This window comes from Pseudomonas fuscovaginae SE-1 (assembly GCF_000364705.1).
Classification (GTDB): domain Bacteria; phylum Pseudomonadota; class Gammaproteobacteria; order Pseudomonadales; family Pseudomonadaceae; genus Aquipseudomonas; species Aquipseudomonas fuscovaginae_A.
The window spans coordinates 1-26,562 of record NZ_AQOH01000036.1; the positions used below are offsets into that span (position 1 = coordinate 1).

Consider the following 26,562-nt stretch of genomic DNA (forward strand, 5'->3'; position numbering starts at 1 on the left):
AACCTGAGCGCCTGTTCTGTCTGGTACGGCGCAGTCGCTGGTTTCAGGGCCGCTACGCAGCCCAACGGGGGCAAGCCCCCTCGCCACAAGGGGCTGGCGTTGTAATCCGTAGGAGCGGGGCTTGTCCGCGAAGCTTCTGGCGATCTCAGGATCCCATTCGCGGGCAAGCCCTGCTCCTACAGCTCAGTGGTGTTCGATGGCGGGGCGGTAGACGCCCCGCCCTGGTGCAACTCAGTTACCGGTCAGCATAGCGTCCGTCGGCGCTTGCGAGCGCTGGCTGGCGGTCAACTGGAAGTAGATGAAGCCCGCCACCATGAAACCGAGGAAAATCAGGCCGATCAGGGTGTTGAACCAGGCCATCGCCACCAGGCAGACCAGGGCCAATGCAAGGGCGATGCCGGGCACGATCGGGTAGCCCGGCGCGCGGAAGGTCCGTTCCAGGTTCGGCTCGCTGCGGCGCAGCTTGAACAGGCTGAGCATACTGATGATGTACATGACGATGGCGCCGAATACCGACATGGTGATCATTGCCGCCGTCAGGCTCAGGCCCTGCAGGTTGACCAGGCCGTCGCTGTAGATCGCCGCGATGCCGACCACCCCGCCGGCGAGGATCGCCCGGTGCGGCGTGCGAAACCGCGAGAGCTTGGCCAGCGATTGCGGCAGGTAGCCGGCGCGGGCCAGGGCGAAGAACTGCCGCGAGTAGCCGAGAATGATCCCGTGGAAGCTCGCCACCAGGCCGAACAGGCCGATCCACACCAGCATGTGCATCCAGGTCGAGTTGTTGCCGACCACGGCCTTCATCGCCTGGGGCAGCGGGTCGTTGATGTTCGACAGTTGGCGCCAGTCGCCGACGCCGCCGGCCATCACCATCACGCCGATGGCCAGGAATACCAGGGTCAGGATGCCGCTGACATAGGCCTTGGGAATGGTGCGCTTGGGGTCCTTGGCTTCCTCGGCGGCCATGGCCGCGCCCTCGATGGCGAGGAAGAACCAGATGGCGAAGGGAATGGCCGCGAAGATGCCGGGAATGGCGTCGATACCAAAGGTGTTCGACCCGGACCAGCCATTGAGCACGAAATTGCTGAAGCTGAAGCCCGGCGCGACCACGCCCATGAACACCAGCAGTTCGGCCACCGCCAGCACGGTGACCACCAGCTCGAAGGTCGCCGCGATGCTGACGCCGAGGATGTTCAGGGTCATGAAGACGATGTAGGCGCCGACGGCGGCGATCTTCGGATCGAGGCCGGGATACTGCACGTTGAGGTAGGCGCCGATGGCCATGGCGATGGCCGGTGGGGCGAAGACGAATTCGATCAGGGTGGCGATGCCGGCGATCAGCCCGCCTTTTTCACCGAAGGCCCGGCGGCTGTAGGCAAAGGGGCCTCCCGCATGGGGAATCGCGGTGGTCAGTTCGGTGAAACTGAAAATGAAGCAGGTGTACATGGTCGCCACCAGCAGGGCGGTGACGAGGAAGCCCAGGGTCCCGGCGGTTCCCCAGCCGTAACTCCAGCCGAAGTATTCACCGGAGATCACCAGGCCGACCGCGATGCCCCACAGGTGCAGGGTGCCGAGGGTCGGTTTGAGTTCTGTTTGGGCAGTCATAAGTCCTCGCTTGTCTTTCTTATTGTTCGGTTGTTGGACTTTCGGGTGTCGATTCTCTGTGGAGCACGCACGCAGGGCCCGGGCCGGTGTGGCCGGGCGTTATTTGGGGGGGCAGGGAGGGCCTCTTCGCGGGCAAGCCCGCTCCCACAGGGTGATGGGCGCCGGGCCCTGTGGGAGCTGGCTTGCCAGCGAATGGTCTTCAGGGGTTTAGAAGAACCCGAGCGGATTGATGTCGTAGCTCACCAGCAGGTTCTTGGTCTGCTGGTAGTGGTCGAGCATCATCTTGTGGGTTTCACGACCGACGCCGGACTTCTTGTAGCCACCGAACGCGGCGTGCGCCGGGTACAGGTGGTAGCAGTTGGTCCAGACGCGACCAGCCTTGATCGCGCGGCCGACGCGGTAGGCGCGGTTGATGTCGCGGGTCCACAGGCCGGCACCGAGGCCGAACTCGGTGTCGTTGGCGATGGCCAGGGCTTCGGCTTCGTCCTTGAAGGTGGTGATGCTCACCACCGGGCCGAAGATTTCTTCCTGGAACACGCGCATCTTGTTGTTGCCCTTGAGCAGGGTCGGCTGGATGTAGTAACCGCTGGCCAGGTCGCCTTCGAGCTTCTGCACCTGGCCGCCGGTCAGCAGTTGCGCGCCTTCCTGCTTGGCGATTTCCAGGTACGAGAGGATCTTGTCGAACTGTTGCTCGGACGCCTGGGCACCGACCATGGTGTCGGTGTCCAGCGGGTCGCCGCGCTTGATCTGCTCGACCTTCTTCATCACCGCCTGCATGAATTCGTCGTAGATCGACTCCTGCACCAGGGCGCGGGATGGGCAGGTGCACACTTCACCCTGGTTGAAGAACGCCAGCACCAGGCCTTCGGCGGCCTTTTCGATAAAGCTCGGCTCGGCCTGCATGATGTCTTCGAAGAAGATGTTCGGCGACTTGCCGCCCAGTTCCACGGTGGACGGGATGATGTTCTCGGCGGCGCATTTCATGATGTGCGAGCCGACCGGAGTCGAGCCGGTGAAGGCGATCTTGGCGATGCGCTTGCTGGTGGCCAGGGCTTCGCCGGCCTCCTTGCCGAAACCGTGCACCACGTTCAGCACGCCCGGTGGCAGCAGGTCGCCGATCAGTTCCAGCAGCACGCAGATGCCCAGCGGCGTCTGCTCGGCGGGCTTGAGCACCACGCAGTTGCCGGCGGCCAGGGCCGGAGCGAGTTTCCAGGCGGCCATCAGCAGCGGGAAGTTCCACGGGATGATCTGGCCGACCACGCCCAGTGGTTCATGGATGTGGTAGGCCACGGTGTTGCCGTCGATCTCGGCGGCGCTGCCCTCCTGGGCGCGCAGGCAGCCGGCGAAGTAGCGGAAGTGGTCGGCGGCCAGCGGGATGTCGGCGTTGAGGGTTTCGCGCACGGCCTTGCCGTTGTCCCAGGTTTCGGTGATCGCCAGGGTTTCCAGGTTCTGTTCGATACGATCGGCGATCTTCAGCAGGATCAGCGAGCGCGCCTGCACCGAGGTGCTGCCCCAGGCGTCGGCGGCGGCATGGGCGGCGTCGAGGGCCTTGTCGATATCCTTGGCGTTGGAGCGGGGGAATTCGGCGATGGGCTTGCCGTTAACCGGCGAGGTGTTGGTGAAGTACTGCCCGTCGACCGGCGCGACGAACTCGCCATTGATGTAGTTGCCATACTTGGCCTTGAACGAAACGATAGCGCCGGCGGTACCAGGGTGGGCATAACGCATGGTGTGTGTCTCCTTGGCTTTTGTGCTTATTGGGGAGTGCGCGGTTCAGCGTCTGATCAAGCGTAGAGCAAAGGTCGGGCCAGTGCGTTGAAAGCGCTCTATGACGGGGCCTCGCCTTGCTCAAACGCAGCGAGAGCTGCTGGGTTGTGGCAGGGCTGGTACAGCGGCAGGTGACACTTTGTACCGTCTGTGGCACAGCCTGTGACTTGGCGGTCGCGCAGAGATTGCAATGCTCGCCGTGCAGGAGGATGCTGGCGCGGGTGGATGTGCAAGATGTTTCGGACACCACGAAGCCCTGTAGTAGCCGGCTTGCTGGCGATTCAGACGCTGCGGTGTGTCAGGTGGTGCCGCGTTATCGTTCATCGCCAGCAAGCCGGCTCCCACAGGCCGGGGTGGGTATCGAGCGGTTCTACAGGAGGAGAACAATAAGAAATGCAGAACAACCATCTGAGTCGTCACGCCCGGCAGGTGCTCACCGTGACCCAGGGCAAGGCCCTGAGCGGCGGGCCGGGCAGTGACCCGTCGATCGCCCGCTCCTGGCTGCGTTGCCTGGAGGACTATCACCTCGATCCCTCGCAGAGCATCGCTCCGACCGTGCTCGAACATGGCCGCCTGCTGGAAAGCCGCGAACGCTTGCGCCAGGTGTTGCAGATCGCCGGCAACGAGATGACCAGCCTGCACCAGCAGTTGTCTGGAGCCGGGCATGCGGTGTTGCTGACCGATGCCCGTGGGGTGATCCTCAACTGTGTCACCGCCCCCGCCGAGCGCAAGATCTTCGAGCGTGCCGGGCTCTGGCTCGGCGCGGACTGGAGCGAGGCCTGCGAGGGCACCAACGGCATCGGCACCTGCGTGGTGGAGCGCCAGGCGCTGACCATTCACCAGGGCGAGCACTTTCGCGGCCGCCACACGGGGTTGACCTGCTCGGCCAGCCCGGTGTTCGACCCCCAGGGCGAGTTGCTGGCGGTGCTGGATGTTTCCTCGGCCCGTCCGGACGTGTCCCGGCAGAGCCAGTTCCACACCATGGCCCTGGTGAACCTGTCGGCGAAGATGATCGAGAGCTGCTATTTCCTGCGGCATTACGACAAGCACTGGTTGCTGCGTTTTCATCTGCAGGCCGAGTCCGTTGGCCTGTTCAGCGAGGGGCTGCTGGCGTTCGACGGAGAAGGGCGGATCTGTGCGGTCAACCAGAGCGCGCTGAACCTGCTCGGGTCTGGCCGTGACCGTTTGCTCGGGCAGCCGGTGGAAGCGTTTTTCGACTGTTCGCTGGATGAGCTGCTCGGCCGTGCCAGTGCCCAGGCCAGCGCCAGTTGGCCCTTGCGTACCCGTGACGGGCGCAGCCTGTTCGCGGTCCTGCGCGGCCAGCCGCGCAGCGTGCCCAAACCGCTGGTGCCGGCGGCGATGGTGGCCGAGCGGGTGGCCCGGGCCGACATCTGTCTGGACGACGAGACCCTGCAAAATGATTTTCGCAAGGCTCTGCGGGTCTTCGAGCGCGATGTACCGCTGCTGATCAATGGCGAAACCGGCTCGGGCAAGGAGGCGTTCGCCAAGGCGGTGCACCAGTCCAGCCAGCGTGCTGACAAGCCCTTCGTCGCGCTCAATTGCGCGGCAATCCCGGAAAGCCTGATCGAGAGCGAGCTGTTCGGTTATCGCGGCGGCAGTTTTACCGGCGCACGCAAGGAGGGCATGCGCGGCAAGCTGCAGCAGGCCGATGGCGGCACGCTGTTTCTCGATGAGATCGGCGACATGCCGCTGGCGCTGCAGACCCGTCTGCTGCGGGTGCTCGAGGATCGGCAGGTGGTGCCGATCGGCGGCGAGCCCGAGGCGGTCAACGTGCGGATCATCAGTGCGACTCACCGCCATCTGCTGGAGCGGGTGCAGGACGGTGCTTTCCGCGAAGACCTGTATTACCGGCTCAATGGCCTGGAGATCGGACTGCCGGCCTTGCGCGAGCGTGGCGACAAATCCCGGCTGCTGGACTTTCTGCTGGCGCAGGAGGCGGCCGGGCAAGCGGTGTCGATCGAGGCGGCGGCGCGCCAGGCCCTGCTGGATTTTGCCTGGCCGGGGAATGTCCGGCAGTTGCGCACGGTGCTGCGCACCCTGGTGGCGCTGTGCGAGGGCGGGCGGATCGGGGTCGAGGATCTGCCGGCGATGATTCGCCAGGTTCGTCCGCAGGTGGAGAAGGAGGGGCCTGAGCCGGCTGGTGCACACCCGCTGGAAGATGCCGAGCGCCTGGCCCTGCTCCATGCCCTGGAGCAGCAGCGTTGGCACATGACCAATACCGCCGGGCAACTGGGTGTCAGTCGCAATACCCTGTACAGAAAGCTGCGCAAGCACGGGATCGCCCGCTAGGCGCGGGATTTGTGGCCACTTGATCGTTCCCACGCTCCACGTGGGAGCGCAGCCCGTGACGCTCTGCGTCACAAGAGCGGACGCCGAGCGTCCTGGGAGGCATTCCCACGCGGAGCGTGGGAACGATCGAGGCACCGTTCCGATCAGGTCAGACCCGGAAGTGGCTGACCATCGTCTGCAACTGGCTGCCCAGGCGCGCCAGTTCCACGCTGGAGGCGGCGGTATCGTCGCTGGCGGCCGCGGTCTGCTCGCAGACGTCGCGAACGCTGAGGATGCTGCGGCTGATCTCTTCGGCCACCGCGCTCTGTTCTTCAGCCGCCGCGGCGATCTGCTGGTTCATCGACTGGATGTTCGACACCGTGCGAGTGATGCTCTCCAGCGAGACCCCGGCCTTGCGGGTCAGCTCGACACTGCTGTCGGTCAGTGAGCGGCTGTTGTTCATCACCGCCGCCACTTGCTGCGTGCCGCTCTGCAGGGCCGCCACCAGGCCTTCGATTTCCTCGGTGGATTTCTGGGTGCGCTGGGCCAGGCCGCGAACCTCGTCGGCGACCACCGCGAAACCACGGCCCGCTTCACCGGCACGGGCTGCTTCGATGGCGGCGTTGAGCGCCAGCAGGTTGGTCTGTTCGGCCACGGCCTTGATCACGTCCATGACGCTGCCGATCTTGTCGCTTTCCTGTTGCAGTACGGTCATGGCTTCGGTCGAACGCACCACCTCGCTGGCCAGGCGTTCGATCTGGGCAATGGCCTCGCCGACCACCCGATCACCGGCACGGGCTTCACCATCGGCGGCGGCGGCGGCCTGCGAGGCTTCTTCGGCGTTACGCGCGACTTCCTGCACGGTCGCGGTCATTTCGTGCATGGCGGTGGCCACCTGGTCGGTCTCGACCTTCTGGCTGTTGACCCCGGCGCTGGTCTCTCCCGTCACTGCCGACAACTCCTCGGCCGCCGCGGCGATCTGGGTCACGCCATCACGAATGCCGCCGATCAGGTCGCGCAGGGTGGCGCCCATGCGCTGGATGCCCTGTTGCAATACGCCCAACTCGTCCCGGCGGGTGACCACCAGGTTATGGGTCAGGTCGCCGGAGGCGATACGCTCCACCACGCCCAGGGTTTCCTGGATCGGACGGGTGATCTGGCGCGTGATGACCACCGCGGCAAGAATGCCGACCAGCAGCGCGAGCAGGGTGCTGCCCAGTTGCAGGCTGCGGGCCTGGGCGCTTTCGCTGTCGCGGCGGTCCAGTTGGATCTGGTACAGCTGCTCGCTGAGCGAGACGATGCTGTTGCCCTGGTCGGTCATCTCCTTGCGGGCCTGCACGACGTCGTTGGTGGCCTGCTTGTAGGCCAGCACGGCCGTACGGTAGTTGGCCAGGCCGGTTTCCAGCTGTTGCAGTTCGCGCTGCTGGCTGCTGCTGAATTGCTCAGCCAGTTGCTTGAGGCCGGCAATCGTTTCGTTCAGCTGATTGGCAGCCTTCTGTTCGGTCTCCGGGTTACTGTTGCCGGTGTAGCCACGCACTTCGTAGCGGGTCAGCAGGAATTGCTCCTTGGCACGGATGATGGCCTGGTAACGTTCGAAGCGGTTGTCTTCGCCCGGCGCCATCTGCAGCACGTTGTCGTGGATCGTGGCGATCAGTTTCTGCACGACCTCTGCGGTGTCGCTCATGCTCTGGCGAGCACCGTTACCGTTACGGTAGGCCTCGCGCATCTTGTTCAGCGACTGTTGGTAGGCGGTGATGGTCGCCGCCTGTTCCTTGAGCAGCTTGACGTTTTCCGGGCTCTTGAAGCTGTTGAGCAGTTTCTGCTGCTGGGCGATGAACGCGTCGAGGTTGACCTGCACGTTCTGCGCGGCGGTTTCGTCGCCGTTGGTCAGCATGTATTGCAGGCGGGCCACACGCAGTTTGGTCAGCGAGGCGTTGAGCTGGGTGATGTCGCTCATCCAGTTGCTGCGGTCGATCAGACCGCCCAGGCTGGTCCAGCCGGTCAGCGCCAGGATTGTGGTCAGCGCCAGGACCAGGCCGAAGCCCAGGCCCAGTTTCAGATTGACGCTGATATTGCCAAACCAGCTATTCATTGAATTCCTCCAGTAACTTGGTATTGCTTGCTCGTCGGGTGGCTGGAAGGTGTTGTTATTGGTGCCAGCTGAATTTGTTCGTAAGGGCTGTATCGGCGATAGGGCCGATAGCTGAAAGGATTTTCTCGGGGAAGATGCTTCACAGATTGTAACTTCTTGCGGGGAGTCAGGCGTTTCGGGGGATTGACGTTTCGTCGGGATCTTTTGGCTGGGCCGATCAAGGTCGCGGATTGAGGAAATTTTCACATTCCTTTCACCGCGACGCGACCTTCACGAACCTAGGCTCTGTGGTCGAATGAGTTTGCAGCAGGCAGGGAAGCGGTTTCTCCAGCGGCAATGAGGCCCAAGGCTCAGTTGTCATTTTTATGCTGTAGCGTCGCCGACATTGCCTACTCAACCGGCCTTTTTTCGCAGAGGCAGCCGAACGTGGAATCAAGACTTCCGTATAGCTGGGTGAAGCGCTCGTTCGAACTCAACCGCCTCGCCAGGTACAGGAACGCCCTGGTGGTATTGCTGGCAGCGCTGTTTGTCATTCCCGTGACGCTGTTGATTCTGCGACCTACTGCCGTTGCCGATCTGGCCCAGGCTGGCAATCATAGCGCGATGGCGCTGACGGCGGGGTGGGCCCGGGGCGAAATGGTGGTGCTGGTACGCCATGTCGAGCGTTGCGATCGCTCCAGGGCGCCTTGCCTGGCCGAGCCCGACGGTATCACCGACCGCGCGCGCGACGTGGCGGTGGCGTTGGGCGCGCGCTTCGAAAGGCTCGGCCTGTCCAGGACGGATATCTACAACAGCCCCTTGATCCGTGCCGTGCAGACTTCCAACTACATGTTCAATCAGGCCAGCAGCACCCAGAACTGGCTGTTCGATTGCCGCAAGACCCTGCTGCGCGACATTCGCCGCTACAAGGTGCCGGGGCGCAACCTGGTGCTGGTCACCCACAGTGAATGCATGGGCGCACTGGAAGACGCCATGAATTTCTCCATGCCTTCCCCCGGTTACGGGATGGCGCTGTTCCTGACCGAACATTCGGCCGGTCAGGCACCGAAGGTCATGGGCTACATCGAAGCCCCGGACTGGCCACAGGTGTTCAAGCCCTAGGGCAACGCCGCGAATCGCCTGGCCCCAGCCTCAAGGCATTCGATGAAACATTTGAGTTTGCCGCCATCCCCTTTACAGTAGGCGTCCCCGGGAAATGACTCCCGGGGTTTTTCCCATGGAGTTATCCCTTGAAATACGCGAGCAAGATCGCCGCCTCCCTGTTGGTCACCCTGGCGCTGGGCGGTTGCACCGGCACGGCGATGAAAACCCGGCAACTGGACAGCAACCAGTACACCGTGATCGGTCACAGCGAAGCGACCGCTACTGGCATGCTGCTGTTCGGCGTGATCCCGATCCGTCAGAACGACCGTTTCGTCCGTGCCCAGACCGCTGCCATCCAGGCCAAGGGCGGTGACGCACTGATCAATACCCAGGTCCAGGAAAACTGGTTCTGGGCCTGGGTCCTGACCGGTTACACCACCAAGGTGTCCGGCGACGTGGTCAAGCTGAAGAACGTTCAGTAAGCACCCGCCCCATGAAAAACGGCGCTCCAGGAGCGCCGTTTTTTTATGTCCGCAAGGGTCAGCGGGTGTAAAAGTAGTAGGTGCGCTTGCCGCCGATGGTGACGGTGGCCAGGACTTTGTGCGAGGCATCGGGCTGCTGGTTCTGGGCCACCGCGACATGGTCCGGCGAGGCCTCCAGGAACGCATCCAGTTGCTCCTGGGTCTGCACCACCGCCTGTTGGCGCTGGGTGTAGAACACCGTCGAGGCCAGACGTTCGTCCGGCTGGTACAGCGCCACCTGCTTGCCGCTGGCCTGCAGGGCGATGACCTGGTCGGTGACCGGCTTGAACGAGGTGTTGCGATCGGCCAGTGGCGCGCGCCAGGCGGCCACCAGGTAACCGCAGACGACCACGGCCAGCAGCGCCGAGGCCAGGGGACGACGCTGCTCGACCAGTCGGCGGCTGAACGCCGAAGTGGCGGAGCGCCGGCGCAGCCAGGCGAGCATCAACGCGCTGTACTCGGCGGCGATGATGGCGGCCGCGGGCGCCATGGACACCATGTACACCATGCGTTTGCTCGAGGCCAGGGTCAGCAGGGTGAACTGGGCCAGGAACCAGACACAGGCAAACAACAGGTGACGCTTGCGTACCAATTCCTTGCGCAGGTGCCATAGCCCCAGGTACACCAGCAGGTTCCACGGCAGGAAAGCCTCCGGCAACTTGGCGAAGTAATAGTAGAAGGGCTCATAGTGGCCGGCCGCGGTGAACGAGCCGCTGAAGCGGCCGACGCTGTTGGCCCAGAGCACTTCACGGACAGCATCGGTGCCGCCCTGCCCGTACAGCAGCTTCAGCCAGATCAGCAGCGGGATCAGCCCCACCAGGGTGAACAGCGCCGGGCGCAGCCAGTTGCCGAGGGTGAAGCGCTTGTCGACCAGGCTCTCGCTGACCAGGTAGAAGAAAATCACCACGCCCGGCAGGGCCAGCCCCAGTACGCCCTTGGTCAGGGTCGCGATGGCGATGCCGACCAGGAACGCCAGCCAGCTCCCGGAAGTGGCGGCCTGGCGCTTGCGTTGCTCGTTGGCCTGGAAGAAGGCGAACAGCGCCAGCGACACGCCGAGGCTGAGAATGGCGTCTTCACCGACCTGGCGGGCGTTGCCCAGGTAGCTGGCCATGGTCATCAGCATCGCGGCGGCGGCCCAGGCCAGCAGAGTGGGGCGGCCGATCCCGCGCATGAATGCGTAGAGCGCCAGCACCGTGAACAGTCCGGCGAACGCCGAAGCCAGGCGCACCGCCAGGGGTGTGCCGCCCAGCAGCTTGATCGCGGTGGCGTCGAGCCAGAGGCTCAGCGGTGGTTTTTCCAGGAACGGGTCACCCAGCAGGCGCGGGGTGATCCAGTCGTCGTTCAGGTGCATTTCCATGGCGATCCCGGCCACCCGGGACTCGGTGGAGCCTTGCAACTCATGGTTGCCCAGGGCAAAGAAGAACAACAGGCAGCCAAGCAGGAACAGCAGGATAACGGGACGTGTCGTGCGCATGGGGGTACCGGCGAAAGGAAAGTCGGCCCTGAGGCCTCCAGATGACCCGGCACTATACGGAGGAATATCTTAATAAATTGTGAAGGACTGTGTAGCGGGCCTGGGCGGGCCCGCCATCGTCCCTGCGCGTCAGTCGCCCAGCGCCTCGCCTTCGCGCCGCGGGTCGGCGCCACCGGCCCAGAACGTGCGGCCCTGGGCATCACGCGCGCGCATGATCGCCTGGGTGCCGCTGGTCATTTCCAGTTCGTTGACCTCATGCCCCTGTTTCTTCAGCGTGTCGATCAGTTGTGGGGAAAACAGGCCCGGCTCCAGCTCGGTCGGTCCGTTGCGGCTGCCGAAGTTGGGCAGGTTGATCGCGGCCTGCGGGTCGAGCTTCCAGTCCAGCAGGCCGACCAGGGTCTTGGCCACGTACTCGATGATCTGCGAGCCGCCCGGCGAACCGACGGTACCGAGGAATTCACCGTTCTGACGGTCGAACACCAGGGTCGGCGCCATCGACGAGCGCGGGCGCTTGCCCGGCTCGACGCGGTTGGCCACCGGCTTGCCGTTTTCGCTGGGGATGAACGAGAAGTCGGTCAACTGGTTGTTGAGGATGAAGCCCCCGACCATCAGGTGCGAACCGAACGAGCTTTCCACCGTGGTGGTCATGGACACGGCGCCACCCTGGTCATCCACGGCGACGATCTGCGAGGTGGAGATGCGCAGGGGCGAGCGGTCGGGGGCGAGGGCCACCTGTACGCCGCTCGGCACGCCGGGTTCGGCCTTGCCCAGGCTGCGTTCGCTGATCAGCCGGGCGCGCTCGGCCTGGTAGGCGGGGTCGATCAGGCCGGCCACCGGTACCGGTACGAAATCGCTGTCGGCCACGTACAGGCCGCGGTCGGCATAGGCCAGTCGCTCGGCTTCGGCGATCAGGTGTACGGCTTCCGGGCGGGGTTCCAGGCCGGCGGCGGTCGATGCTTTCAGGGGCGGCAGTGCCGGCAGCGCCCAGCGCTTGTCGCGGGCCTCCAGCGCCTGCAGGGTGCCGAAGATCTGCGCGATGGCGATAGCGCCCGACGAGGGCGGCGGCATGCCGCAGAGTTTCCAGCGCTTGTAGTCGGAACAGATCGGCGTGCGCTCCTTGGCCTGGTAGCCCTGCAGGTCGGCCAGCGACAGGCTGCCGGGGTTGGCGCTGCCATTGACCGCCGCGACGATCTCCTCGGCGATGTGGCCCTTGTACAGCGCGTCGCCGCCTTCGCTGGCGATGCGCTTGAGCACTGCGGCCAACGCCGGGTTCTTCAGTGTCGTGCCGACCGCTTTCGGGCGGCCATCGGGTTCCAGGAAGTACGCGGCCATGGCCGGCGATTCCGGCAGGAACGGGCTGGCGGCGATCTGCTTGTGCAGGCGCGGCGAAATCGGGAAACCCTGCTCGGCCAGGCGGATTGCCGGCTCGAACAGCTTGGCCCAGGGCAGCCGACCGTTGCGACGATGGGCCAGCTCCAGGGCGCGCATCACGCCGGGGGTACCGACCGAACGGCCACCGATCTGCGCCTGGGTAAAGGCCATCGGGGTTCCATCGGCGTTCAGGAACAGTTTTTCGTTGGCGCCGGCCGGAGCGGTTTCACGGCCGTCATAGGCGTGCACCTGCTGGCCGTCCCAGACCATGATGAAGGCGCCGCCGCCAATCCCGGTGGCCTGCGGTTCGACCAGGGTCAGCACGGCCTGCATGGCAATCGCCGCATCCACGGCGGAACCGCCCTGGCGCAGGATCTCGCGTCCGGCTTCGGCGGCCAGCGGGTTGGCGGCGGCGGCCATGTGCTTGCTCGCATGCCGGGTGAGCATGCCGCCGCGATACCCGGTGGCGATCTCCGGGGCGTCGGGCAAGGCCTTGGCATGGCTCGGGGCGCTGAACAGGGCCAGCGAAAGAGCGAGAGTCAGGGTACGAAGGGAGTGGTGGAGGGGAGTGATTCTGGAGTGCACTGCGTAGGCTCCTACCTTGGACTGACTGGGGACTATAGAGGGTGCCAGGAGTCGGGGATAGCACAACCGGCTCCAGGGGCTTGCGTGACGGATTCGCAGGCTCGACTGCACCGCACGGGTCACGGGCGAGAAGGATTCCCAGTCGCGCAGGTTCTGGTCTTCGTTCAGGCTGCATTCAGCGCTCCGGACGGCACCATTGGCGTTTGCCCGTCCACCCTGTCGTTGCGGATGAATCGTATGTCGATGGCCCACGAAAAACGCCTTAACCTCGAATCGCTGTCGATCTTCCTGGCTGCCCTGCTGCTCTTCACTCTTGGCATCTGGGACCAGACGGCCCAGGGCTTCGACGGGCGCTGGTGGCTGTTTCTCGAAGAAATGTTCCGCCATGGCCCGGCCTTTTTCGCCACCACCTATGGCGAGCCGTATCCCGATTATCCGGGCACCGCGACCTTCCTGAGCTATCTGTTCGCCCGGCTGTTCGGCGCGCCGAATCACCTGGCCAATGTCATGCCCACCGCGCTGGCCTCGGCGGGCGTGCTGGCGATGACATATCGGCTGCTGGCGCCGTCCGGTCGTACCTGGGCCCTGTTGACGGTGCTGCTGACCGCGCTGACGACGCAACTGCTGGAGAAGTCCCGCTCGGTGTGCCTGGACCAGGTGACGTCCCTGCTGTGCCTGGCCTGTTTCTACCTGCTGCACACGGGCGAGCGCCTGGGCTCGCGGCTGCGGCAATATGCGGTGTTCCCGCTGTTCATGCTGGGTTTCTTCATTCGCGGGCCGCTGGGGCTGATCGAGATCTGTGGCGTGGCCTGTGTCTACTGGGCCATGGGCGTTTCCCGCTCGCGGGCCGAGACGCTGCAGATCGTGCGCCGGGTGTTGGGCTACGGTGCGGTCGGCCTGTTGTTGCTGGGGGCCTGCTGGTGGGCGCTGGTGAGCCTGGCCCGGCTGAGCGGCGGCGAGGATTTCGCCAGGCAGGTCTACACCATGCAGATCGGTGGGCGCCTGGGGGAAAGTGGCGAGCCGTTCTTCTTCTACTTCCAACTCAGCCTCTACCGCTACTTCCCGGTGGTGCCGCTGGCGCTGGCAACGCTGATCGCGCTGCGCCACAAGTGGTCGCTGCGTGATCGAGACAGCGAGGTGCAACTGGTCCTGCGACTGGGGGCCTGCGGCCTGATGATTCTGTTGGGCCTGTCGGTGCCGCACTTCAAGCGCGCCTACTACATCCTGCCGATGGTGCCGATGTTCGCGGCGGTGGCGGCCCATGGGCTGCTGCATGCGCAAGGCTGGCTGATCGGGGCACGGCGCCTCTATATCGGGTTGGTGGCGTTGCTGCCGGGGCTGGGGATTGTCGTGGTGTTCGTCCTGCGCCATTCCTGGCTCAAGCACGGGTTCTGGCCGCCGGTGTCGTTGCCGTTGCTGGTCGGCGTGCTGGTGGTGTTGCAGGTTCTCGCGGCCAGGCTCTGGCTGAAGCAGTCCACCGAGCCGGGACGGCGGTTGGTGCTGCTGAGCCTGATCGCCCTGGCCGCCCAGTGGCTGCTGCTGGTGAAAGTGGTCGAGCCGGCCAAGGACCTGGAGTTCGACACCCGCGGTTTCGTCGAACCGGTCGAACACCTGCGGGCGGCGAAGCCGGGGCCGCTGGTGTTCCTCGACATGGGCCAGGACACCTGGGCGGTGCGCTACATGATGAACCTGGATCATGACGAGAGGCCGCTGTTCATCGCCGCGAAGGATGTCGTCAACCTGGATTCGCTGCCACGTCCGGCCTGGGTGATCCTGTCGCGCAAGCAGCGGGGCTTGCTGGCGGGCACTTCGTTGGAGAGGGCTGAGCCGGCCTTCGAAGGGCGCTTCAACGGCAATCCGTGCCTGGTGTTCGAGCTGAAGTGAGGGGGCGGTCCGCTCAGGTTCCCTGCCGGGCGGCTCGCTCAAATAGTGCTCGCCATTGCCCTGACATGGGGCTTTAATCGGGTCCGATTCCCTTCAATCCGATTCGAGGTGACGAACCCATGTCCCAAGCAAACAACCTGGTCAGCTTCAAACGTCCGGACGGCCGCGAAGTCAGCGGCTACCTGGCCCGCCCGGCCAAGCTGGAAGGCGCCCCGGCCATCGTGGTCATCCAAGAGTGGTGGGGCCTCAACGACCAGATCCGTGGCGTGGCCGATCGCCTGGCGGCCAGCGGGTACCTGGCACTGGTACCGGACCTGTACCGCGGTGAGTCCACGGTGGAAGAGGAAGAAGCCCATCATCTGATGAGCAAGCTCGATTTCGCCGAAGCGGTTGCCCAGGACATTCGCGGTGCCGTGCAGTATCTGGGTGGCTACACGAAGAACATCGGCGTGACCGGCTTCTGCATGGGCGGTGCGCTGACCCTGCTGTCGCTGAACGCGATTCCGGAACTGACGGCCGGCGTGGTCTGGTACGGCTTTCCACCGCTGGAGTACCTCGACGCCTCGGCGATCAAGGCGCCGCTGCTCGGCCACTGGGGCACCCAGGACCTGTTCTTCGCGATCGAAACCGTCGATGCGCTGGAGGCCAAGCTGCATGAGGCCGGCGTCGATGCGACCTTCCACCGTTACCTGGCGCACCATGCCTTCGCCAACGAAACGGCCGTGGGCACGGGTCGTATCGCCGGCACCCAGTTCGACCCGGTCTGGTCGCAGCTGGCGTGGGACCGCACCCTGACATTCTTCGGCAAGACCCTCTGGCAGAACTGATCCCTTGCCACTGATCGTTCCCACGCTCAGCGTAGGAACGCCTCCCAGGCCGCTCGGCGTCCGCCCTGGTGACGCGAAGCGTCACGGGCTGCATTCCCACGCGGAGCGTGGGAACGATCGGTGTAGGGGGGAAGTGTTCTGGGGGTGTCAGTACGCTGGCACTCAGTTAGATCCGGTCTGGTCGCAGCTGGCGTGGGACCGCAGCCTGACATTCTTCGGTAAGACCCTCTGGCAGAACTGATCCCTTGCCACTGATCGTTCCCACGCTCCGCGTGGGAAGGCCTGGAAGCGGGGGATAAGGTGGTGGCCCTTTCGCGGATAAATCCTGCTCCCACAGTGATCGCGTTGAGCGCAAATCCGGTATACGCCGAAAAACTGTGGGAGCCGGATTTATCCGCGAACAGGCCACACCACTCAAAGCCAGATAGCATCCCATAGCGGATAATCTCCAACCCGATCGACCAATCCGGCCCGCAGCGGATTAGCCACTATGTAACGCGCCACCGCCTGCAGATCCTCCTCGCGACGTATTGCCCGGTCATGAAAACTGCTCTGCCAGAGTGGGCCGGTACGCTGTAATCGCTGGTTGATCGCATGAGTCGCCCGGCACTTGGTCTTGCGAACCAACTCGTCGAGCGGTGCATCCTGCAGTTCGACCAACCAGTGAAAGTGATCAGGCATCACCACCCAGGCCAGGGAGCGCGCCAAGCGCTCCATCTCGGCCCGACGAAAACCATGCACCAATAGACGCCCTAGGCTGAAATCCCTGAAAAACGGTTCACGGTTCCTTGAAACCACCGTCAACAGATAGATGCCACCCGGTTGCGAGTACCGGCCCTTGCGGATTTTGTGGGACCTGAACCGTGCAATCATCCATGAAGCTCCCGGTGCCTGAAATCCTGAAAACTACAGGAGTTGGCTCGGGCAGGCGGTCCATTCAATGGCACGGGATGTTTCGTGGGGAACGGGTGGGTTTGGCGGTGGCCCTTTCGCGGATAAATCCGGCTCCCACAGTGATCGCGTTGAGCGCAAAGCCTGTGTACGCCGCAAAACTGTGGGAGCCGGATTTATCCGCGAACAGACCACCGCGAATTCCCGATCCTCAGTACGCCCGCACCCAGCGCACCCGGGTCGTCGCCTGGGTCGAGCTGCCACCACTGCCCGTGCCGGGCGTCGACGGGGTGGTGATGGTCTGGTCACCGGTCACCGACGAAACGTCGATGGCGATGCCACCCTGGGAAATGGTGGTCGGGCTGGGGCTGTTGTTGCCGGTGGTGAGCGAGCCCTTGATGTTGGTGGTGGCCCCCGAGGTGCTGACCAGGCCGCCGAGGATCACGTTGCCGTAGAGCGTCCAGCCGCTGGTGGACAGGCCACCGTTGGCCTCGATCGCGATGTTGCCGATCGGCAGGCCGCTGTGCGTGACGTTGGACGAGTCGGTCCAGGTGGTCAGGCCCGGTGGCGACGCACTCTTGTTGCACAGGTTGGTCGGGTAGAACGAGCCGGTGCACAGGTTCGAGTAGCCGGAGAAGTTCGGCGAGTACAGCGGCACCATGCCGCTGCTGGTCAGGGTCACGTCACCGGTGGTCAGCACGGTGTTGGTCAGGCGACTCATGCTCTGCACGCCGTTGAAGGTCACGCTGCCGTCGAACCACAACACCCCGGGCGGGAACGCGGTGATGCCGGTCAGGTTCCAGCCGTTGCCTGGCGTCGCACCGTTGCCGCAGGTGCTGTTGCCGTAGTTGCAGATCATGAAGTTGCTGCCCAGCAGGGTACGCAGGTCGGTGGTCGCCAGGTTGTAGGGGCCGGCGGAAACCGTGGTGCCCGCGGCGGTCTTGACGTTCTGGATGGTCAGCATCGGGGTGTTCCCGGAGAACGAGAACACGTAGTTGGCCTGGCTTTTCAGCGGCGCCACATCCACTGCCGTGGCGGTGATGTTGCAGTACGGCACGCCGGGTAGGCCGGGTGAGGCACCGGCGACGTTCGGTGTCAGGTTGGCTATGGTGTTGCCGGTGTAGACCGTGCCGTCCTGGTTGAGCACCCTGCCGGCGATCTGGCTGGCGGTGCTGAACGTCGGCGTGTTCCATTGCGTCACCTTGAGGTTGCCGCCACCCTGGAACTTGCCGACGTTGGCGGTGAGGATCGAGACGTCGCTGTTGGCCTTGAGCAGGTTGTAGGTACCGCTGAAACCCTGCATTGTCAGGGCGTCGCCCCAGAAGGTGCCGACGGTGCCGGTCTGGAAGATGACGTCACCTCCATAGATCGAGTTGTAGCTCAACGAGATGCTGGCGGGCAGGGTGCCGGTGCCGGAGATCAGTTGCGCGCCACCGGTGCTGATTGCCCCGGCCGACTGCGTGGCCTTGCTCTGGTCCAGGATATAGATCGCGCCAGAATTCAGGGTGATCAGCGCGGTGCCATTGCTGGCGGCGGTGATCGAGTTGTCGCTGTTTCTCGTACCACCGACCAGCGCGGTACCGATGGTCGAGCTGCCCGACAGCACGTTGGCCTTGAAGGCACCGGCCTGGATCGCCACGTAGCTGCCGCCCGATTGCTGGATGTTGATGGACTTGGCGCCCACCGTCAGATTGACCGGTGTGCTGCTTGAACTCAGCTTGAATGTCCCCTCGGTATTCAATGTCGCGTTGTCCGCGATGCCTCCGCCGCTGAGGGTGATACCACCCTTGGCGCACCCGGAGACATAGGCCTTGGAACCGCTCGAGATGCTCAATATGCCGTTGACGACGATGTTTGCCAGGGTCGTGCCGTTGGTGATCGACAGGCTGCCACCGGTATAGCTGAAGTCACCGTTGAACTGCAGCGCCGGTGGCAGTGTGCCGCTGGTCGTCGGTGCGGTGGTGCTGGCCGGGGTCAGCACATAGACTACCTGCAGGGTGTTGGAGGCGAGGTTGCTCTTGGCGGTGATGGTCGCTGTGACCAGGGTACTGCCGCCACTGGGAACCTTGGAGTTGATCTGGGCCGTGAGCTTGGGGTCGCTGATCGGCAGGTTGCCGACGGTGACATTGGCCAGGGTGCTGTCCTGGGTCAGTTGCCCCTGCAGGTACAGGCGCACCCATTCCACGCCACTCCATACCCGCGACTCCGCTGGCGAGGCGGCATGGGCCGCCATCTGTTGCTGCTGGGCGCCGCCGATGCCGTACATCATGTTCAGGGCGGTCACGCTCAGGGCCATGCCGACGAACAGGATCATCAGGGTAGCGGCCATGCCGCGCTGGGAAGCGCGCGTCGAACGGGAAAACGCGGGTGCAGGCATCGGGCGCTCGGTCAGGAAGTGGGTTTTTCGAAGTTGATCAGGCAGGCCGTCGCCTTGCTTTTCACATACGCCGGCTGTGGGTCGGTGCTGTTGGGATCAAGCGTGCTGTTGTTGGCCGTGAGGCTGACTTGCAACCGATAAGCGGTATTGGTGGTGTCGGTGGTCCGGCCGTAGGGCCAGCAGGTGGCGAAACCGACCGCCAGTGATGCATTGCCCTGGCCGCTTTCGATCAGCGTGGTGCTGGTCCAGGTGGTGCTGCCCCATTGCGTCGACGCCTGGGTGCAACTGGCCGCCGCCTTGAGGCTGAGCAAGGCGCCGTTGCTGATCAGCAAGCCGGCGCAACTGGCGGTCGCGGTGGAACTGGTCTGGTAGGACCAGACGATCGCGTTGCCGCTGATGCCGTTCGGTGCCGTGCTGGTCAGGGTCGGGAAGCTGGTCTGGGCGGTGGCGGTACCGGTCAGGGTACCGTTGCTCAGCAGCGCGCCGGACAGCAGGATGAAATTGTTGTCGATGTCGGAGGTGGCCCGCGCCGTGGCGCTGCCGCTCCAGAAGCCGGCATTCATCAGCTCGCGCTGTGCGGTGATCAGCGCCGAGGCCACCTGGCCGTCCTGGCGGGAACTCTGGACCGACGCCAGCGAGTTGTAGACCACGTTCTTGTACAGCGCGAGCATGGCCAGGATGCTGATCAGGGAAATGGTCGTGCCGACGAGCAGGCTGATCAGCGTGAAGCCGCGCTGCGGGCGGTTCAAGATTCGTCTCCGACCCGGATGATGCCACCGAACAGGCTGCTGTCCTTGGAACGGGTGGTGAGCACCACCGTACTCTGTGGCGTGCCGCCGGTAAGGGTGCTGGTGCCGACGGTGACGGTCGGAGCGCTGGTGCAGGTCGCGGTGATCGGCACGGGGTCAGTCTGAGTCGGGATGGAGATGGTTATCGAACTTTTTGAGCACAGCAGCGCACCATTCTGCTCCAGCAGGCTGCGCATCTGGTTGACCACGATGTTCTGCAGCTTCATGTCGCGCTGGCTGATCGCCGCCCGCGATGAGGCATAGGTGATGCCCAGGCCGATGGTCGCCATCAACAGGACGCCGATCAGTGATTCGAGCAGGACATCGCCGCGCTGGCGACTGCGCAGCTTAAATGAGCGGGACATCGACCGAACTCTCGCTGCCCGCCGTGACCTGCAGCGTGCCAGTGCTGCAGGCGTTGCCGCTGACCGCCAGGCCGCGGTTGCTGAAGGCGACGCAGGCCATGTCGACCCCGGCGACCTTGATCCCCGCGACCGCCGGAATCGTGCTGCTCCACACCGGTTGGTTGGTCGTGGTGCAGTCGATGGACTGCCCGGCGTTGAGCCGGAACAGCTTGAGACTCTGTCCGGAGCGACACAGCACGGCGGCGGGCGCGCTGTCCTGCACGGCGCCCTGGTTGCGCAGCGCGGTGGCCTTGGCCCGGCTGATGCCCTGCTTGAGCAGGCCGGCGGCATCGCGCTGGTAGCTGCTGTTGGTCCAGGACTGGGTCAGCGGCACGCCCACCATCAGGATAAGGCCGAGCAGGGCGACGGTGATCATCAGTTCGACCAGGGTGAAGCCGCGGCAGCGCATTACAGCCAGCTACCGTTGTACGAGCTGCACGAGGTGATGCTGCGGGTGTTGCTCTGGTCCAGGGTGATGGTGCACCCGTTGAGCGCGCCGCCGTTGCCGGTCGCGGTCACGGTATAGGTGGTCGAGGTGGAACTGATCGAGTAGTTGAACTTGCCCGACTGGCTCGGCTGCCAGCCCGACGACGGGCTGGTGCAGGGCGATGGGGTGCCGATCAGCGCACACTGGATCTGGGTGGTGCCGCTGGCGGTGGCGGTCGGATACACCAGTTGCTTCTGATAGGTGTTTTCCAGGTTCAGGCTCAAGGCGACCAGGTCGGCCTGGGCCGCCTTGATCGTGCTCTTGTTGACGTAGCTGCTGTAGGTCGGAACGGCGATGGCGGCCAGGATGGCGACCACGGCGACGCTGACCATCAGTTCCACCAGGGTGAAACCCGACTGTGCTGGATTGTGTTTCATGGACGTTTGACCGATGTGTTCCGGGGACCTCGTGGGCGGGGCGCATTATGCCACTATTGCGTAACGTTTCGGTGACTGCCCCCACTACCGTTGGGTAACATTTTTGCTGCGGCGGTCCGCTGAGTCTCGCTGTTGGATTTCGCGTCCCTCGCGGTTTTGTACTTCACTGGTTGGCACTTGCAGGCAAGGCCTCCCTGCCAGAACGGCATATAAGGACAAGATCGAGGGGACACCATGACTTCACCCAGCTACACCCGAGGCCAGCAGGACAAGCCCCTGCTGACCCTGACCATCGGCGCCGCCTTCGACCAGACCGTGGCGCGCTTCGCCGAGCGCGAGGCGCTGGTGGTGCGCCACCAGCAGGTGCGCTACAGCTGGGCGCAACTGGCCGAACAGGTCGAGCGCTGCGCCCGCGCGCTGCTGGCGATCGGCATGCAACCGGGCGACCGCCTCGGCATCTGGGCGCCGAACTGCGCCGAGTGGTGCATCAGCCAGTTCGCCAGCGCCAAGGTCGGGGTGATCCTGGTCAACATCAACCCGGCCTACCGCGTCAGCGAACTGGAATACGCGCTCAAGCATTCCGGCTGCCGCTGGTTGATCTGCGCCGACGCCTTCAAGACCAGCGACTACCACGCCATGCTTGGCGAACTGCTGCCGGAACTGGCCGGCAGCGCCCTGGGCGCTCTGCATAGCCGCATGCTCCCGGAACTGCGCGGGGTGATCAGCCTGGGCCGCAGCCCGGCCGCCGGCATGCTCGGCTGGACGGCGCTGCAGGAGCGCGCCGAGTGTGTCGCCGTCGAAGACCTGCGCGCCTGCAGCGCCCAACTGCAGTTCGACGAACCGATCAACATCCAATACACCTCCGGCACCACCGGCTTTCCCAAGGGCGCAACCCTCAGCCATTACAACATCCTCAACAACGGCTACCTGGTCGGCGAAAGCCTGGGTCTGACCGAGCAGGATCGCCTGGTCATCCCCGTGCCGCTGTACCACTGCTTCGGCATGGTCATGGGCAACCTCGGCTGCCTGACCCACGGCAGCACCATGATCTACCCGGGCGACGCCTTCGACCCGCTGACCGCCCTGCAGGCGGTGGCCGAGGAACGCGCCACCGTGCTGTACGGCGTGCCGACCATGTTCATCGCCGAGCTGGACCACCCGCGCCGCGCCGAATTCGACCTGTCCAGCCTGCGCACCGGCATCATGGCCGGCGCCACCTGCCCGATCGAAGTGATGAAACGGGTGATCGGCGAAATGCACATGGCCCAAGTGCAGATCGCCTACGGCATGACCGAGACCAGCCCGGTGTCGACCCAGACCGCAGCGGATGACGACCTGGAGCGCCGCGTCGCCAGCGTCGGCCGCACCCAGCCGCACCTGGAGAGCAAGATCATCGACGAAGCCGGGCGCATCGTGCCGCGCGGGCAGATCGGTGAACTGTGCACCCGCGGCTACAGCGTGATGCTCGGCTACTGGAACGACGCCGAGGCCACCGACCAGGCCATCGACGGCGCACGCTGGATGCACACCGGCGATTTGGCGGTGATGGACGAAGCGGGGTACGTGAGCATTGTCGGGCGCAACAAGGACATGATCATTCGCGGGGGCGAGAACGTGTACCCGCGGGAGATCGAGGAGTTTCTGTTCAGGCACCCGGCGGTGGCGGACGTGCAGGTGATCGGGATACCGGATGAGCGGTATGGCGAGGAGATTGTGGCGTGGGTGAAGTGTCATCCGGGGCATAGCGCGGGTGATGAAGAGTTGAAGGCGTTCTGCAAGGGGAAGATTGCGCACTTCAAGGTGCCGAGGCATTTCCTGTTCGTGGAGGCGTTTCCGATGACGGTGACGGGGAAGGTACAGAAGTTTCGGATGCGGGAGATGAGTCTGGAGCGGTTGGCGACGGAAAGAGCGGGGTAAGGGGCGCGACCGGTCGTCGCGCAGGGTGCAGACATTGCCGTGGCACCCCGCACCGCCTCGGCCCGACAGCCTATCGCGGCAACGCTGACCCCACGTCCTCGCGACCAGGGTCAGCGGTTGATTGCCCCTGATGTTTCAGGTCGTGTAATCGGCATTGATACGGATATAGCCTTCCGAAAGATCGCAACCATAGACTGTGAATTGCCCATCGGCGATGTTCAGGTCCACCGAGATCAGCACGTCCTTGCCTTGCAGATAGCGCTTGACCGCCAGCAATCCCGCCTCGCCCAGTTGTCGCGGATAGGCTTCGGTGGTGCCGAACACGATACGTACCTTGTCCGGGTCGATGTCGTGCTCCGACTCGCACTTGCCGATCGCCATGGCCACACGGCCCCAGTTCGGGTCAGCGCCATGTACCGCCGTCTTGACCAGCGGAGAGTTGACGATGGCCTTGGCTACCCGTTTGGCTTGGGCATCATCGCGGGCCCCGGTGACCTGCACCTCCAGTGCCTTGCTCGCCCCTTCGCCGTCCGAGGCAATCATGCGCACCAGTCCCAGGGCGATGTCGTAAAGGGCCTGTTCGAACTCGGCCAGGTCCACCTCGCCCGCCAGCCCGTTGGCGAGGATCGCCGCCGAGTCGCTGGTGGACGTGTCGGTATCGATGCTCAGGGCATTGAAGGTCTTGTCGATCACCCGGCGGAACATCGCGTCCAGTACGTCGGGGGCGATCTTCGCGTCCGTGAAGAAGAACGTCAGCAGGGTGGCCATGTTCGGCTCGATCATCCCCACGCCCTTGGCGATACCCACCAGACTCGCGTTGCCGACCTTGCGGGCGGCGTGCTTGGCGTGGGTGTCGGTGGTCATGATCGCCGCCGCGCAGCGCTGGAAATCGGTGGGCTGCAACGCGGGCGGGTTGCCCAGGAAGGCGCGAACCTTCTCCATCGGATATTGCCGGCCGATCACACCGGTCGAGGCGAGCACCAGGTCCAGCGGGTCGACCGCCACCGCCCGGGCTACCCCGGCGCGCACTTCCAGGGCATTGGCCAGCCCCTCCGGGCCGGTGGCGACGTTGGCGTTGCGTGCGATCACCACGACACCCCGTGCGGTATCGCGCCGGGCGACTTCGCGGGAGAGGGTGACACTCGGGCCGGCGAAGCGCGACTGGGTGAACACGGCGCTGATGTTGGCCGGCACGTCGGAGATGACGGCCATGAAGTCGTCACGGCTGTCCTTGATACCCAGGTTGGCGATGATGCTGCGAAAGCCTTGCGGCTGGATGTCTGTGTCGCTCATGTCAGGTCCTTCAGATGAATGATGGTTTCCTTGCCCGTGTGCGATGCGCCAAGTTGCCTGCGTAGGCGCGCACGGTCCGGTTTGCCGGTGGGCGTCAACGGTATCCGTTCGAGCACGGCGATGCCAGCGGCAATGTCCAGGGAATCGAGCATTGCAACAAGCTTCGGTTGCCACTCAGGGCTCGGGGTGGTGTTGGCCTGCACTACCACATGGGCGCGGCGATTATCCCTTTGATCGACCAGCACGACCACCCGCTCGACCTTCAGGGCCTGGGCGAGGTGCCCTTCCAGGGCCGGCGCGAATTGCGTGCCGGTTGCGGTGAGCAGGGCATCGTTCGCACGTCCTAGCAGCATGAGGCTGCCGTCGGCAAGGCGTCGGGCGATATCCCCTGTGGCATAGGCTTCGTCCTCTTGCGTATGGTCCGCCAGAGGGAAGTAGCCCGAGCCCCTGTGCGAGGAGCGTGCGATGACTTCTCCGACTTCCGGTTGTTCGGGGTCGAGGACGGCCAGCGTTACCTCGACGTCACCGACCGGGTGCATGCCGCAACCGGTTTGCAGGTCTGGCGCGAAGTTGGCGAGGATCATGCCGAACTCCGTGGAGCCATAGATGCGCTTGATGTGGATACCCAGGCAGCGCTCGGCCTCCCGCACGACTTGATCGTCCAGGTAGGCGCCTCCGCAGAACGGCAGGGTCAGCGCCGGCAGGCGGACACCCGAGAGTTGCGCCGCCTGCGCCAGTTCCAGGTACTGCGAGGGCAGTGCGCTCATGACGCTGATGCGCTGCTCGTCGAGCGTGCGCAGGGTGGCGTCGACCAGAGCCGCTTCGCCCAGGTACAGCGTGGCTCCGGTCAGCAGGGCCGGGAACACATGCAGGTCCACGGCATGGCCGCCATCGAGAGTATGAATGTTCAGATAGCGGGCGTTGGCATCGAGCCCGGCACACTCGACCCAGTGCAGGATCTCCCGAAACAGGCGGTCCTGGCGCCAGAGGCTGAGCTTCGGCGTACCTGTGCTGCCGGATGTTTCCTGCATGCGCATCAGCCCGGCACGCTCCGGGTCGGCGGGAAGCTCCAGGCTGATGCGTTCTGGGGTGTACAGGGCGAAGCCTGGTACGTCCAGGCCCGCCGGCAGGTTGCCCGACTCGGTGACCAGCACCTTGGCGCCGACCTGTGCCAGGCGCATCGCCCGGTGCTCGGTGCTACTGGCCACGTTCACCGGGCAGTGCACCAGCCCGAGGCTGGCCAAGGCGAACAGCAACGCCACATAGCCGGTGCTGTTGGCCAGTTGGGTCACGACCACGTCTCCCTCACGCAGGCCCGCGGCATGCAGGCGCGCGCGCAGGTGATCAATGTCTTCGCGCAATTCACCATAACGGGTGACCTTGCCGTGGCTGTCGATGACGGCCGGGAGAGATGAGTGGCGTGCGGCCACTTTCAGGAACTGTTGCAGGAACATGGGCGGTCTCTCCGGTTGGTCAGCCGAAATACAGCTTCAGGTGCTCGCCCACCGTGCGAAAACCGATCTCGCCCAGGCGATGGCGCAGTGGTCCGTTGACACAAGTAAACGTCAGCGGCTTGCGCTGGCGCCGGTGGACACCGGCGCACACGTCACTCAGCAGCTTGTCCGAAACACCCCGTAGCCGGTGGCGGGCCTCGACGAAGATGAATCCCAACTGCTCATGCTGTTCATCCTGGCTGGTCAGAGCGGTACAGCCACCCAGTTGACCGTCCACCTCGACGACATGCAGGGCCTGGCGCTGGGTGAGTTGGCGGACTGTCCGGGTCGCCTGCTCCCGGCTGGAAACCAGCTTGACGCCGGAGTCCTTCTCCATCTGGATCCGGTAATCGACCAGTGTCGATTCATCCTCGGGCCCTGCCAGGCGGGTGGTGAGCGCCGGGTTCAAGCTGGCTGGAAACGTGTCGAACTGTTTGAGCAGCACTTCGTCGCGTCGGCCGATCAACGGCAACCAGTTGGCTGGCCAGTGATCGACCAGGCACTCCAGGACGGCCTTGGGCCCAATGGCCATCTGCGGGCTGGCATGGTTTGTGGCGACGGAATCCAGCAATGCCCTGTCGGGGCGGCCGGCTGCCAGGATGACCGGTACGGCGAATGGTGGCAGGCTCGGCAGCAGGGCGACAGCCCCGAGCAGGCGATAGCCGTCCCGGTGCACGAAAACCTGCAGGTGCTCGGCCGGGGTGCTCAGTGCTCCGGTGAGGAACAGTTGGGCGTCGGCGTCGTCCGACTGCCGGATGAAGCTCAGCAACTGGGGATAGTGTTCTGGCGCAAGAGGTTGGATGTTCAAGGCTGCATGCTCGTTCTAATGATGTGAGGAGGAAGACAGGTTGCGCCAACTGGTCGGGTCCAGTGGCGCAGCGCTGAAGTCGAACCGCGATTGCCCAGGACCCAGGGCTATGCAGGCGGCCGACTGGGACGCCCAGGTGCTGCCTTCGACGTCGCGCTGCCACAACAGCGCATCGTCGGCGCTGCTGTAGCGGCCATTGCCGGCCAGCAACGGCAGCCACTGGCCCCAGGCC

Annotated in this window: 21 protein-coding genes and 2 pseudogenes; 7 read left to right on the plus strand and 16 right to left on the minus strand. The window is 64.6% G+C overall.

All coding sequences use genetic code 11. The annotated features are described in order from the left end of the window. Window positions 1–231: 231 nt before the first annotated feature. Window positions 232–1,602, minus strand: coding sequence for an ethanolamine permease (gene eat / locus K675_RS0104595; RefSeq protein ID WP_017902334.1), 1,371 nt, complete (start codon window positions 1,600–1,602; stop codon window positions 232–234). 207 nt (window positions 1,603–1,809) lie between these two features. Continuing rightward, complete coding sequence (gene exaC, locus K675_RS0104600) at window positions 1,810–3,330, minus strand: acetaldehyde dehydrogenase ExaC (RefSeq protein ID WP_017902335.1); 1,521 nt, start codon at window positions 3,328–3,330, stop codon at window positions 1,810–1,812. Window positions 3,331–3,762: 432 nt separating this feature from the next. Here exaC and K675_RS0104605 point away from each other — a divergent pair, with 432 nt between their 5' ends. Beyond that, window positions 3,763–5,679, plus strand: coding sequence for a sigma-54-dependent Fis family transcriptional regulator (locus K675_RS0104605; protein ID WP_017902336.1), 1,917 nt, complete (start codon window positions 3,763–3,765; stop codon window positions 5,677–5,679). Between the two features lie 148 nt (window positions 5,680–5,827). On the opposite strand, the gene K675_RS34045 is transcribed toward K675_RS0104605, so the two are convergent. Both K675_RS34045 and K675_RS34050 read right to left on the minus strand, forming a co-directional pair. Next, entirely contained in the window at window positions 5,828–6,691 is an 864-nt protein-coding gene (locus K675_RS34045; protein ID WP_420066322.1) for a methyl-accepting chemotaxis protein, read from the minus strand. Window positions 6,692–6,730: 39 nt separating this feature from the next. After that, a pseudogene (locus K675_RS34050) lies at window positions 6,731–7,750 on the minus strand (methyl-accepting chemotaxis protein); the annotation flags it as partial. Between the two features lie 426 nt (window positions 7,751–8,176). On the opposite strand from K675_RS34050, the gene K675_RS0104615 reads away from it, so the two are divergent. Together K675_RS0104615 and K675_RS0104620 are read left to right on the plus strand one after the other, a co-directional pair. Further along, window positions 8,177–8,851, plus strand: coding sequence for a histidine phosphatase family protein (locus tag K675_RS0104615; RefSeq protein WP_232434394.1), 675 nt, complete (start codon window positions 8,177–8,179; stop codon window positions 8,849–8,851). Between the two features lie 128 nt (window positions 8,852–8,979). After that, window positions 8,980–9,315 (plus strand): hypothetical protein, encoded by a 336-nt coding sequence (locus tag K675_RS0104620; RefSeq protein WP_017902339.1) that lies wholly within the window; start codon window positions 8,980–8,982, stop codon window positions 9,313–9,315. 58 nt (window positions 9,316–9,373) lie between these two features. On the opposite strand, the gene K675_RS0104625 is transcribed toward K675_RS0104620, so the two are convergent. Further along, window positions 9,374–10,828 (minus strand): ArnT family glycosyltransferase, encoded by a 1,455-nt coding sequence (locus K675_RS0104625; protein WP_017902340.1) that lies wholly within the window; start codon window positions 10,826–10,828, stop codon window positions 9,374–9,376. Between the two features lie 129 nt (window positions 10,829–10,957). Continuing rightward, window positions 10,958–12,784, minus strand: coding sequence for a gamma-glutamyltransferase (gene ggt, locus K675_RS0104630; protein ID WP_017902341.1), 1,827 nt, complete (start codon window positions 12,782–12,784; stop codon window positions 10,958–10,960). A gap of 243 nt (window positions 12,785–13,027) precedes the next feature. Here ggt and K675_RS0104635 point away from each other — a divergent pair, with 243 nt between their 5' ends. The 3 genes and pseudogenes from K675_RS0104635 to K675_RS33520 all read left to right on the plus strand — a co-directional run. After that, window positions 13,028–14,668, plus strand: coding sequence for a glycosyltransferase family 39 protein (locus tag K675_RS0104635; protein ID WP_026144928.1), 1,641 nt, complete (start codon window positions 13,028–13,030; stop codon window positions 14,666–14,668). A 119-nt stretch (window positions 14,669–14,787) separates the two neighbouring features. Then, window positions 14,788–15,495: a dienelactone hydrolase family protein gene (locus K675_RS0104640; protein WP_017902343.1), complete on the plus strand. Its 708-nt coding sequence runs from the start codon at window positions 14,788–14,790 to the stop codon at window positions 15,493–15,495. A 154-nt stretch (window positions 15,496–15,649) separates the two neighbouring features. Beyond that, a pseudogene (locus K675_RS33520) lies at window positions 15,650–15,736 on the plus strand (dienelactone hydrolase family protein); the annotation flags it as partial. Window positions 15,737–15,909: 173 nt separating this feature from the next. Here K675_RS33520 and K675_RS0104645 read toward each other — a convergent pair. From K675_RS0104645 to K675_RS0104670, 6 genes are all read right to left on the minus strand, one after another. Continuing rightward, window positions 15,910–16,368 carry an REP-associated tyrosine transposase gene (locus tag K675_RS0104645; RefSeq protein WP_017902344.1) on the minus strand — a complete coding sequence of 153 codons (459 nt, stop codon included), beginning with the start codon at window positions 16,366–16,368 and terminating at the stop codon, window positions 15,910–15,912. A 229-nt stretch (window positions 16,369–16,597) separates the two neighbouring features. Continuing rightward, window positions 16,598–18,763: a hypothetical protein gene (locus tag K675_RS0104650; RefSeq protein WP_020481036.1), complete on the minus strand. Its 2,166-nt coding sequence runs from the start codon at window positions 18,761–18,763 to the stop codon at window positions 16,598–16,600. 11 nt (window positions 18,764–18,774) lie between these two features. Further along, window positions 18,775–19,512, minus strand: coding sequence for a PilW family protein (locus K675_RS0104655; protein ID WP_017902345.1), 738 nt, complete (start codon window positions 19,510–19,512; stop codon window positions 18,775–18,777). Then, on the minus strand, window positions 19,509–19,916 hold the full coding sequence (locus K675_RS0104660; protein ID WP_017902346.1) for a hypothetical protein: 408 nt from the start codon (window positions 19,914–19,916) through the stop codon (window positions 19,509–19,511). The genes K675_RS0104655 and K675_RS0104660 overlap by 4 nt, the downstream gene beginning before the upstream one ends. After that, complete coding sequence (locus K675_RS0104665; RefSeq protein ID WP_017902347.1) at window positions 19,900–20,364, minus strand: pilus assembly FimT family protein; 465 nt, start codon at window positions 20,362–20,364, stop codon at window positions 19,900–19,902. Before K675_RS0104665 ends, K675_RS0104660 begins: the two co-directional genes overlap by 17 nt. Beyond that, the gene (locus tag K675_RS0104670; protein ID WP_017902348.1) at window positions 20,364–20,819 is read right to left on the minus strand and encodes a type IV pilin protein; all 456 of its coding nucleotides are present in this window, start codon (window positions 20,817–20,819) and stop codon (window positions 20,364–20,366) included. The genes K675_RS0104665 and K675_RS0104670 overlap by 1 nt, the downstream gene beginning before the upstream one ends. Window positions 20,820–21,053: 234 nt before the next feature. On the opposite strand from K675_RS0104670, the gene K675_RS0104675 reads away from it, so the two are divergent. Next, window positions 21,054–22,736, plus strand: coding sequence for an AMP-binding protein (locus K675_RS0104675; RefSeq protein ID WP_017902349.1), 1,683 nt, complete (start codon window positions 21,054–21,056; stop codon window positions 22,734–22,736). A 135-nt stretch (window positions 22,737–22,871) separates the two neighbouring features. Here the strand turns inward: K675_RS0104675 and argJ are convergent, their stop codons facing one another. The 4 genes from argJ to K675_RS30390 form a co-directional block, all read right to left on the minus strand. After that, on the minus strand, window positions 22,872–24,029 hold the full coding sequence (gene argJ, locus K675_RS0104680; protein WP_017902350.1) for a bifunctional glutamate N-acetyltransferase/amino-acid acetyltransferase ArgJ: 1,158 nt from the start codon (window positions 24,027–24,029) through the stop codon (window positions 22,872–22,874). After that, window positions 24,026–25,483 carry a class I adenylate-forming enzyme family protein gene (locus K675_RS0104685; RefSeq protein WP_017902351.1) on the minus strand — a complete coding sequence of 486 codons (1,458 nt, stop codon included), beginning with the start codon at window positions 25,481–25,483 and terminating at the stop codon, window positions 24,026–24,028. Before K675_RS0104685 ends, argJ begins: the two co-directional genes overlap by 4 nt. Before the next feature lie 19 nt (window positions 25,484–25,502). Then, window positions 25,503–26,330, minus strand: a complete 828-nt coding sequence (locus tag K675_RS0104690) for a GNAT family N-acetyltransferase (protein ID WP_157383905.1) — start codon at window positions 26,328–26,330, stop codon at window positions 25,503–25,505. Between the two features lie 15 nt (window positions 26,331–26,345). Next, window positions 26,346–26,562: hypothetical protein (locus K675_RS30390; RefSeq protein WP_037006305.1), on the minus strand; the 217-nt coding region annotated here is incomplete at its 5' end.

Excerpts from the sequence above, each read along its gene's own strand:
- K675_RS34045 (WP_420066322.1), bottom strand. The coding sequence starts at position 6,691 with ATGGGCGCCACCCTGCGCGACCTGATCGGCGGCATTCGTGATGGCGTG.
- K675_RS0104660 (WP_017902346.1), bottom strand. The coding sequence starts at position 19,916 with ATGTCCCGCTCATTTAAGCTGCGCAGTCGCCAGCGCGGCGATGTCCTG.
- K675_RS0104605 (WP_017902336.1), top strand. The coding sequence starts at position 3,763 with ATGCAGAACAACCATCTGAGTCGTCACGCCCGGCAGGTGCTCACCGTG.
- eat (WP_017902334.1), bottom strand. The coding sequence starts at position 1,602 with ATGACTGCCCAAACAGAACTCAAACCGACCCTCGGCACCCTGCACCTG.
- K675_RS0104650 (WP_020481036.1), bottom strand. The coding sequence starts at position 18,763 with ATGCCTGCACCCGCGTTTTCCCGTTCGACGCGCGCTTCCCAGCGCGGC.
- K675_RS0104625 (WP_017902340.1), bottom strand. The coding sequence starts at position 10,828 with ATGCGCACGACACGTCCCGTTATCCTGCTGTTCCTGCTTGGCTGCCTG.
- K675_RS0104640 (WP_017902343.1), top strand. The coding sequence starts at position 14,788 with ATGTCCCAAGCAAACAACCTGGTCAGCTTCAAACGTCCGGACGGCCGC.
- argJ (WP_017902350.1), bottom strand. The coding sequence starts at position 24,029 with ATGAGCGACACAGACATCCAGCCGCAAGGCTTTCGCAGCATCATCGCC.
- K675_RS0104635 (WP_026144928.1), top strand. The coding sequence starts at position 13,028 with ATGGCCCACGAAAAACGCCTTAACCTCGAATCGCTGTCGATCTTCCTG.
- K675_RS0104670 (WP_017902348.1), bottom strand. The coding sequence starts at position 20,819 with ATGAAACACAATCCAGCACAGTCGGGTTTCACCCTGGTGGAACTGATG.
- K675_RS0104645 (WP_017902344.1), bottom strand. The coding sequence starts at position 16,368 with ATGATTGCACGGTTCAGGTCCCACAAAATCCGCAAGGGCCGGTACTCG.
- K675_RS0104675 (WP_017902349.1), top strand. The coding sequence starts at position 21,054 with ATGACTTCACCCAGCTACACCCGAGGCCAGCAGGACAAGCCCCTGCTG.
- exaC (WP_017902335.1), bottom strand. The coding sequence starts at position 3,330 with ATGCGTTATGCCCACCCTGGTACCGCCGGCGCTATCGTTTCGTTCAAG.
- K675_RS0104685 (WP_017902351.1), bottom strand. The coding sequence starts at position 25,483 with ATGTTCCTGCAACAGTTCCTGAAAGTGGCCGCACGCCACTCATCTCTC.
- K675_RS0104665 (WP_017902347.1), bottom strand. The coding sequence starts at position 20,364 with ATGCGCTGCCGCGGCTTCACCCTGGTCGAACTGATGATCACCGTCGCC.